The 7,308-nt window shown below is 36.4% G+C and carries 4 protein-coding genes; 2 read left to right on the top strand and 2 right to left on the bottom strand.

All coding sequences use genetic code 11. The features are described from left to right. Positions 1–114: 114 nt before the first annotated feature. Together BN67_RS05850 and BN67_RS05855 are read right to left on the bottom strand one after the other, a co-directional pair. Entirely contained in the window at positions 115–408 is a 294-nt protein-coding gene (locus BN67_RS05850; RefSeq protein ID WP_019223211.1) for an addiction module antidote protein, read from the bottom strand. Continuing rightward, positions 389–697, bottom strand: a complete 309-nt coding sequence (locus BN67_RS05855; RefSeq protein WP_019223212.1) for a type II toxin-antitoxin system RelE/ParE family toxin — start codon at positions 695–697, stop codon at positions 389–391. Before BN67_RS05855 ends, BN67_RS05850 begins: the two co-directional genes overlap by 20 nt. A gap of 49 nt (positions 698–746) precedes the next feature. On the opposite strand from BN67_RS05855, the gene BN67_RS11685 reads away from it, so the two are divergent. Further along, positions 747–1,283, top strand: coding sequence for a hypothetical protein (locus tag BN67_RS11685; RefSeq protein WP_019223213.1), 537 nt, complete (start codon positions 747–749; stop codon positions 1,281–1,283). Positions 1,284–1,838: 555 nt separating this feature from the next. Continuing rightward, a complete protein-coding gene (locus BN67_RS05865; protein WP_019223214.1) occupies positions 1,839–6,803 on the top strand; it encodes a DEAD/DEAH box helicase in 4,965 nt (1,654 codons plus the stop codon). The last annotated feature ends 505 nt before the right edge of the window (positions 6,804–7,308 follow it).

Here is a 7,308-nt window from a genome sequence, read left to right on the forward strand (position 1 = left end):
GATTAATCTTTATGCCAAAGCAGATAAAACGGTACAATCTGGTGAGGCAAGTATCGTTGTGGAGTTTGTTACTCATCGCTAAAGTTGAGGGGAGGGATGTGTGTGGACTCCCCCTCAGTTTATGGATGAAGTAGAAGATTGTACGTTTAATTGCAGATTCAGGGAAGATAACACAGCAACTAAAGTAGAAAGCTTGGGATCACCAGTTTTGCTTAAGGAACGATATAAACCACTGCGTTCACGGTTTATTTCTTTTGCTAAAGCACTCATATTTTGAGCTCTGGCAACAATACCAATGGCGTGAGCAATATGAGCCGCATCACCAGTTTTGAAGGCTTCGTTGAGAAACATTTGTTGTTTCTCAGCAGTTTCAAGATATTCTTCGATTTTAAATGGGGTCGCTTTCATAATGGTACTCCTGTTTTAACTTTAATGCTTGTTCAATATCTTTTTGTTGTGTTGATTTATTTCCTCCACATAACAAAAGGATAATATCAGAGCCTTTTTGAGCAAAATAAATTCTGTAACCGGCACCATAGTGGATACGCAATTCACCTATGCCACTAAAAAATTTAACATCACCTAAATGACCTTCTTCTAAGCGTGCAATACGTTGAAGAATGATAATTTCAACATTTGTATTTTTGAATTTTTTAAACCAAAGATCAAATTTTTTAGTCTTATAAATATTTATCATATGTATACTATAATGCACAAATATATAATGTCAACTAAAAGGTTTTAGAATGTCACGTCACTATATCAGGGTAAGGACGGGCGGTTCGATACAAGACGAGCAAGACGTTATTGAACAAAGAGCAACCTTTTCCAGGCTTGTGTCTGTCATTCAGGACGAAATTGATGACGTAACGGATGAGTATGCTCATCAGATACAGGAAAGTGCTTTAGCAGCAATTCGCTTTTGTGAACGGGAAAGATTTTACTTTAACGAAAGCATGGATGTTGTTTTTAACACAGGGAAGGGGAAAAGTATCTATGGTGCCCCAGAGGCCCCCCATATTGAAACCTCTGCTAAGATCAAAGGGGGCTTTCTTCATAAGGATAGGCAAGCCAAGGTTGCATTGGAGCATAGAGACGCGCTCTCTTTAGGTCCTTTGATCGCCTCAGGGCAAACAGGATCCCCCGTTTGTTACAGTTATTTTGATCGGAAACTTTATCTTTATCCGATACCGGATAGTGTTTATCAGATACAGCTTATTCTTTCCCCCATACGTTTTGAATATCCAGCCAATGATATTCTGTTCACTGCCCCTTTTTTTTAAAGAAAATGACCAGAATTCTTCTTAAAAAGAGTTTTGTTAGCTTTTGGAAGTGGGGGGTATGCTTATATTATTTTCTTTAAAGAGCAAGAAAAATAAAAAAACATTATATTTCAATATATTAGTATTTTAAGAATACAATCATATCGATATCACAACTTATAAATACAACTAATAGAATATATACTAAGGGGTTTTGTCGTGATTTTGGTGTTTTTTTTAGCATACGAAATCTATCGTTTTGAATGCATGATAAAACACTTCAAAATATTCTTTTTGATATTTAAAGCATATCTTAAAGCCTCTCTTGATAGCTCCATAAAATGATGAATTCATAAAACGACTAGTAAATTTCACTCTTTTACTGATCTCAGTCCGTATCATGGGCTGTGGATAAGCAGCCTTTAAAAACCCCTTTTGAAAAAAATTTACCGATTTTGCAGGAATTTCACCTCATCTGACACTCGCTATTTATCCGAAATGTATTTATTAAACTTCATTCCGATTCTTTTGATGACAATTGATCGACGTCATAAGGCAAATGGAGTTTTCTGTATAATGCTGCAATCTCATAAAGATGATAATAAACCAATCTCTTTACGCGCTCTCTTACAATTCTGTCGTGAGGGTGCCACAAATCCTCGTGAACGAGGAACTGTTTTCGAAAAGCTGGTCAAGACTTATTTGACGCAGGACCCCATTCAAAAGCAAGAATATGAGACTGTTCAGACCTATTGTGAGTGGGCGAGAGAGCGTGGGGAAGATGGGCGTGATATTGGCATTGACCTAGTCGCTAAAATTCGTGATGAAAATGGCTATGCGGCTATTCAATGTAAATTCTATGAAACCTCTCACTGCATTAAAAAAGAAGATATTGATAGCTTTATTGCTGCCTCGGGCAAAGATCCATTCACCCGTCGACTTTTAGTTGACAGTACGGAAACCGATTGGAGTGAGAATGTTGATTTAACCTGCCAAGGGCAAAAAGTCCCCATTCAACGCATTAATCTCTTTGATTTAGAAAACAGTCAAATTGATTGGGGCATGTTTGCCAATAAGGGGCAAGCCACTCTCAAGAAAAGAGAGGTAAAACAACTTCGAGATCATCAAGCAGAAGCACTGAAAGCTGTGTGTGAGGGTTTAAAGGCAGCAGACCGTGGCAAGCTAATCATGGCTTGTGGAACGGGAAAGACTTTCACCAGTTTGAAGATAGCAGAACAGATAGCAGGGAAAGGCAAGCGTGTTTTGTTTCTGGTGCCTTCTCTCGCTCTTATGTCACAAACGATAAGAGAATGGACGACAGATGCAGAAGTGCCTTTACGTTCCTTTGCTGTCTGTTCTGATATACAAGTGGGCAAGCGTCGTAAAGTCCAAGATGATGCCGTTGCCATGGATTCATCAGATCTTGTCTTACCAGCCACAACAGATGCCAAAGAGCTTGCTAGTAAAGCCCATAAGACGTCGCCTAATGTCATGACTGTGATCTTTTCTACTTACCATTCTATTCAAGTGATTGCTGGTGCACAAAAGGATCATGGTTTACCCGAATTTGATCTGATTATTTGTGATGAAGCCCATAGGACCACTGGAGTTGTGTTGGGAACAGACAAGAGTGAATCTGAATTTATCAAGGTTCATGACAATAGCATGATACAAGGCAAAAAACGCCTCTACATGACAGCAACCCCAAAGATCTTTACCAATAATGCCAAAAGACGTGCTGATGGAATGAATGCTGTGCTAGCGTCTATGGATGATGAAACGATTTACGGTAAACAACTCCATCATTATACATTTACCGAAGCTATAGAGAATGGACTTTTAACACCTTACAAGATTGTGGTCTTGGGGGTTAATGAAAACTTTCTTACTCCAGAAATACAACATATTATTACCAATAAAGACTGTGCAATTGATTTAGGTGATGTTGCAAAAATTATTGGCTGCTATAGAGCCCTTACCAAAATAGATAAAGAAGCTACTGTTGATGATGATGATACAGAGCCCATGCATACAGCTTTAGCTTTTTGCAAAGATATCGACACCTCTAAATATGTTAGAAATGCATTTAATAAAGTCATTAAATCTCATATCAATGATACCCTTAAAAATGTTCCTTCTCTTGAGTGTGAAATAAAACATATTGACGGAACACAAAGTGTTAAAACGCGTAATCAAGCTCTTGATTGGCTTAAAGAAGATGCCGGTAAAAATGTTTGTCGGATCTTAAGCAATGTGCGCTGTCTTTCAGAAGGGATTGATGTTCCTGCTCTTGATGCCATCATGTTTTTACACCCGCGCAATAGCCAAGTGGATGTGATACAAGCAGTGGGGCGTGTGATGCGTCGAGCAGAAGGGAAAAAGACGGGCTATATCATTTTACCGGTTGTTGTTCCATCATACATAGATGCCAAAGAATCTGTAAAACACAATAGTAAATACAGTGTTGTCTGGCAAGTTGTTAATGCTTTACATGCCCATGATGAAAAACTTGCTAGAACGATTAACCAAATGTCGCTAGGACAAGATAGTAGCCATACGATTGAGATCTTAGAGCTTAAGCGTACTGATGAATTAAAAGAATTAACCACAACGGTTGATGAGATCCCTATACAAGCAAAATCCGAAGGTTTTGGACTTGCCATTGGAACAGCAGAAAGCAAACCTCAATCGGCATATGGAGGACAAGAAGAACTAGATTTTTCTTCTGGATTTGCTGAGTTCATCAAGACAATTTTTTTGAAAACCTGTGATATTACCGATTATTGGGGTATTTGGGCTGGTGATGTTGCTGAGATTGCTCAAAACCATATCAATCATCTTCAAGACATGCTTTCGGATAAGACAAGCAAAGTTTCTCATGCTTTTGATGCCTTTCATAAGGAATTACAAAACAACGTAAACAGTGCCATCAAACAAGAGGATGCTCTTGAAATGCTCGCACAGCACCTTGTGACCCGCCCTGTGTTTGAATCCTTGTTTAATGGAAATGAGTTTGTACAAAACAATGCCATATCACAAGCAATGGAAAAGATTTTAGCTGAACTCGATAAAACAAGTATTGAAGAGAAATCTAAAGAGCTTAAAAAATTTTATGACAGTGTGAAGTTCGGTGCGTCTGGCATTACAAGACCGCAAGCAAAACAAAATCTTATTATTAAGCTTTATGAAAGTTTTTTTGCTAAAGCTTTTAAAAAGACAACGGATAGACTTGGTATTGTTTATACCCCCGTTGCGGTTGTAGATTTTATTATTCATTCTGTTGATGATGTTTTACGAGCTGAATTTGGAGAAAGCTTAGGGTCACGGGGTGTTTCTATTCTTGACCCTTTTACCGGCACCGGTACTTTTATCACACGGCTTTTACAATCAAATCTCATAAAACCAGAGGATATAGAATATAAATATCGTTATGATATCCATGCCAACGAGATTGTCTTGCTTGCCTATTACATAGCTGCGATTAATATTGAAACGACCTATCATAGTGTTATGAAAGGTGACTATATACCTTTCAAGCATATTGGTTTGGCTGATACTTTCCAGATGCTTGAAGGGAAAGATTTGCTGCGAGGTATATTCAAAGCAAACAGTGACTATTTAGAACTTCAGAAAAAGCTCAATATCAAAGTTATCTTTGGTAATCCTCCTTATTCAGTAGGACAAAAAAATGAAAACGATAATGCAAAGAATACACCTTATCCGATATTAGATAAACGTATTGGTGCAACCTATGCAGCCCAATCGAAAGCAACCAATAAACGGTCACTTTACGATAGTTATATCCGTGCTATCCGTTGGGCTAGTGATCGTATTGATAATGCTGGGGTCATCGGTTTTGTTTCTGGTTCTGGTTATATAGAAAAACCAACAATGGATAGCTTACGAAAATCTTTAGCTAAAGAATTCACCAGTATTTATGTGCTTAATTTACGAGGGGATATTCGTAAAAACATGTTAAGCAATGGGGCTGCTCAAGAAGGCGAAAATGTTTTTGGCAATGGCAGTATGACCGGTATTGCTATAACGCTCTTTATCAAAAAACCTAATGTTACTGGACCTTGTAAAATTTACTATCATGATATTGGTAATAATCTTATAACAAAAAGGAAACTTGAGATCCTTGACGAATTTGGCAGTATTAGTGGTATTACACGTGAAGACGGTTGGAAAATAATTACACCAGATCAGTATGGCGATTGGATTAATCAACGTGATGAAAGTTTCAAAACATTTTTAGCTTTAGGTGATAAGAAAAATAATGATAAAAAATTATTTGCAATGTTTTCTCGTGGCATTATGACAAGCCGTGATGCGTGGGCATATAACTCAAGCTGTACAACAGTGGCAAAAAATATGAGTAATATGATTGGCTTTTATAATAGCGAAGTAAAACGCTTTAATAGGCATGTTGATCGTGAGACACGTGAAAAGGCTGTAGACAATTTTATCAATACCGATGCGAAAAAAATAAGTTGGAGTTATAATCTCAAAAAAGACTTGGTAAAAGGAAAGTCTTTCAATTTTAAGGAAAATTATCTTACCAAAAGTTTGTATCGTCCTTTTACACGACAGTGGCTTTATTATAATCGCACTCTCAATGATGGAGTTTATCAAATGCCACGTATATTCCCTATAGGAGAAGCAGCAGAGAATAAAGTAATTCAAGTTTCTTCTATGGGAGCACGAAGTGGTTTTTCTGTTTTGATGATTAAGAATTTGCCTGACGTATGTGTAATTGATAATAGTCAATGCTTTCCAAGATATATTTACGAAAATGTTACATTTTCAAAAGAGAAAAATAAAAGTGAGAGACAATCCTATTTATTTACAAACCCTACAGAAGAAAGTGCAACAGCTGGTTTACAGAGACGTGATGCCATTACTGATGAAGGGTTAGAATATTTTAAAGCCGCTTATCCAAATGAAAAAATTACTAAAGATGATCTATTCTATTATGTTTATGGAATTTTCCATTCAAAAGATTATCGTACACGTTATGCGTATAATTTATGCAAAGAGTTGCCTCGTATCCCTTGTGTGAAAACCGCTGAAGATTTTTGGAAATTCACTAAAGCAGGGCGTGAACTTGCTCACTTGCATGTCAATTATGAAACTGTAGCACCTTATCCCGTGACCTTTAAAAAGGGGAATCCAAAACTGACTGATATTTCCAATCCTGAAGAATTTTATCACGTTACGGAAATGAAATTTGCAAAAATAAAGGAAGAAGATAAATCTACAGTGATTTACAATCGTCATATCACAATGACAGATATCCCTCTTGATGCTTATGAGTATATCGTAAATGGGAAACCTGCTCTTGAATGGGTTATGGGGCGTCAATGTGTTAAGACGGATAAAAAAAGCGGCATTGTTAATGATGCCAATTGCTATGCCGTTGAAACTATTGGCAATCCTGCTTATCCTCTAGAATTGTTTCAAAGGGTTATTACTGTAAGTTTAGAAACCATGAAAATTGTGAGAAACTTACCAAAATTAGAAATAAGAGAAACTGAATAACTTATAAAACATGCTCACATGATGAGTATGATAAACTCACAAGGAGTATAGAGTCTTATAACTATAGTCTATACCTCTCTTGTTAAGTTGCTTACATACAATCTTAAAAGGAATTCTTTATCATGTGCTTTTCTAAAAAAAGAAGCTTTGCACTTTTAAACACTCTTCTTTGAATTGCTTTAAGACTTTTAAGATGCCATTTCATAAGTTATATTGAAACCACTCTCTCAAATCATAAGTTTTGTGTGCTAAAAAAACACCAAAACCATGATAAAACCCCTTGCTATATATATTATGAGTTGTTTTTATAGATTATATTGTCTTTATTGGTTGTATTGTAAAAATACTAACACATTGAAATATAATGTTTTTTATTTTTCTTACTCTTTAAAAAAAATAATATAAACACACCCCCCACCTCCAAAAACCATAAAACTCTTTTGAAAGAAATTGACGTATATTTACACAATGGATTAAAAAATAAAACAACTGTTAACAATGAATG

The sequence above is a fragment of the Bartonella rattaustraliani AUST/NH4 genome (assembly GCF_000312565.1).
Classification (GTDB): domain Bacteria; phylum Pseudomonadota; class Alphaproteobacteria; order Rhizobiales; family Rhizobiaceae; genus Bartonella; species Bartonella rattaustraliani.

Bases quoted from the DNA above. Each gene is read 5' to 3' on its own strand.
- BN67_RS05855 (WP_019223212.1), bottom strand. From the start codon at position 697: ATGATAAATATTTATAAGACTAAAAAATTTGATCTTTGGTTTAAAAAA.
- BN67_RS05850 (WP_019223211.1), bottom strand. From the start codon at position 408: ATGAAAGCGACCCCATTTAAAATCGAAGAATATCTTGAAACTGCTGAG.
- BN67_RS05865 (WP_019223214.1), top strand. From the start codon at position 1,839: ATGCTGCAATCTCATAAAGATGATAATAAACCAATCTCTTTACGCGCT.
- BN67_RS11685 (WP_019223213.1), top strand. From the start codon at position 747: ATGTCACGTCACTATATCAGGGTAAGGACGGGCGGTTCGATACAAGAC.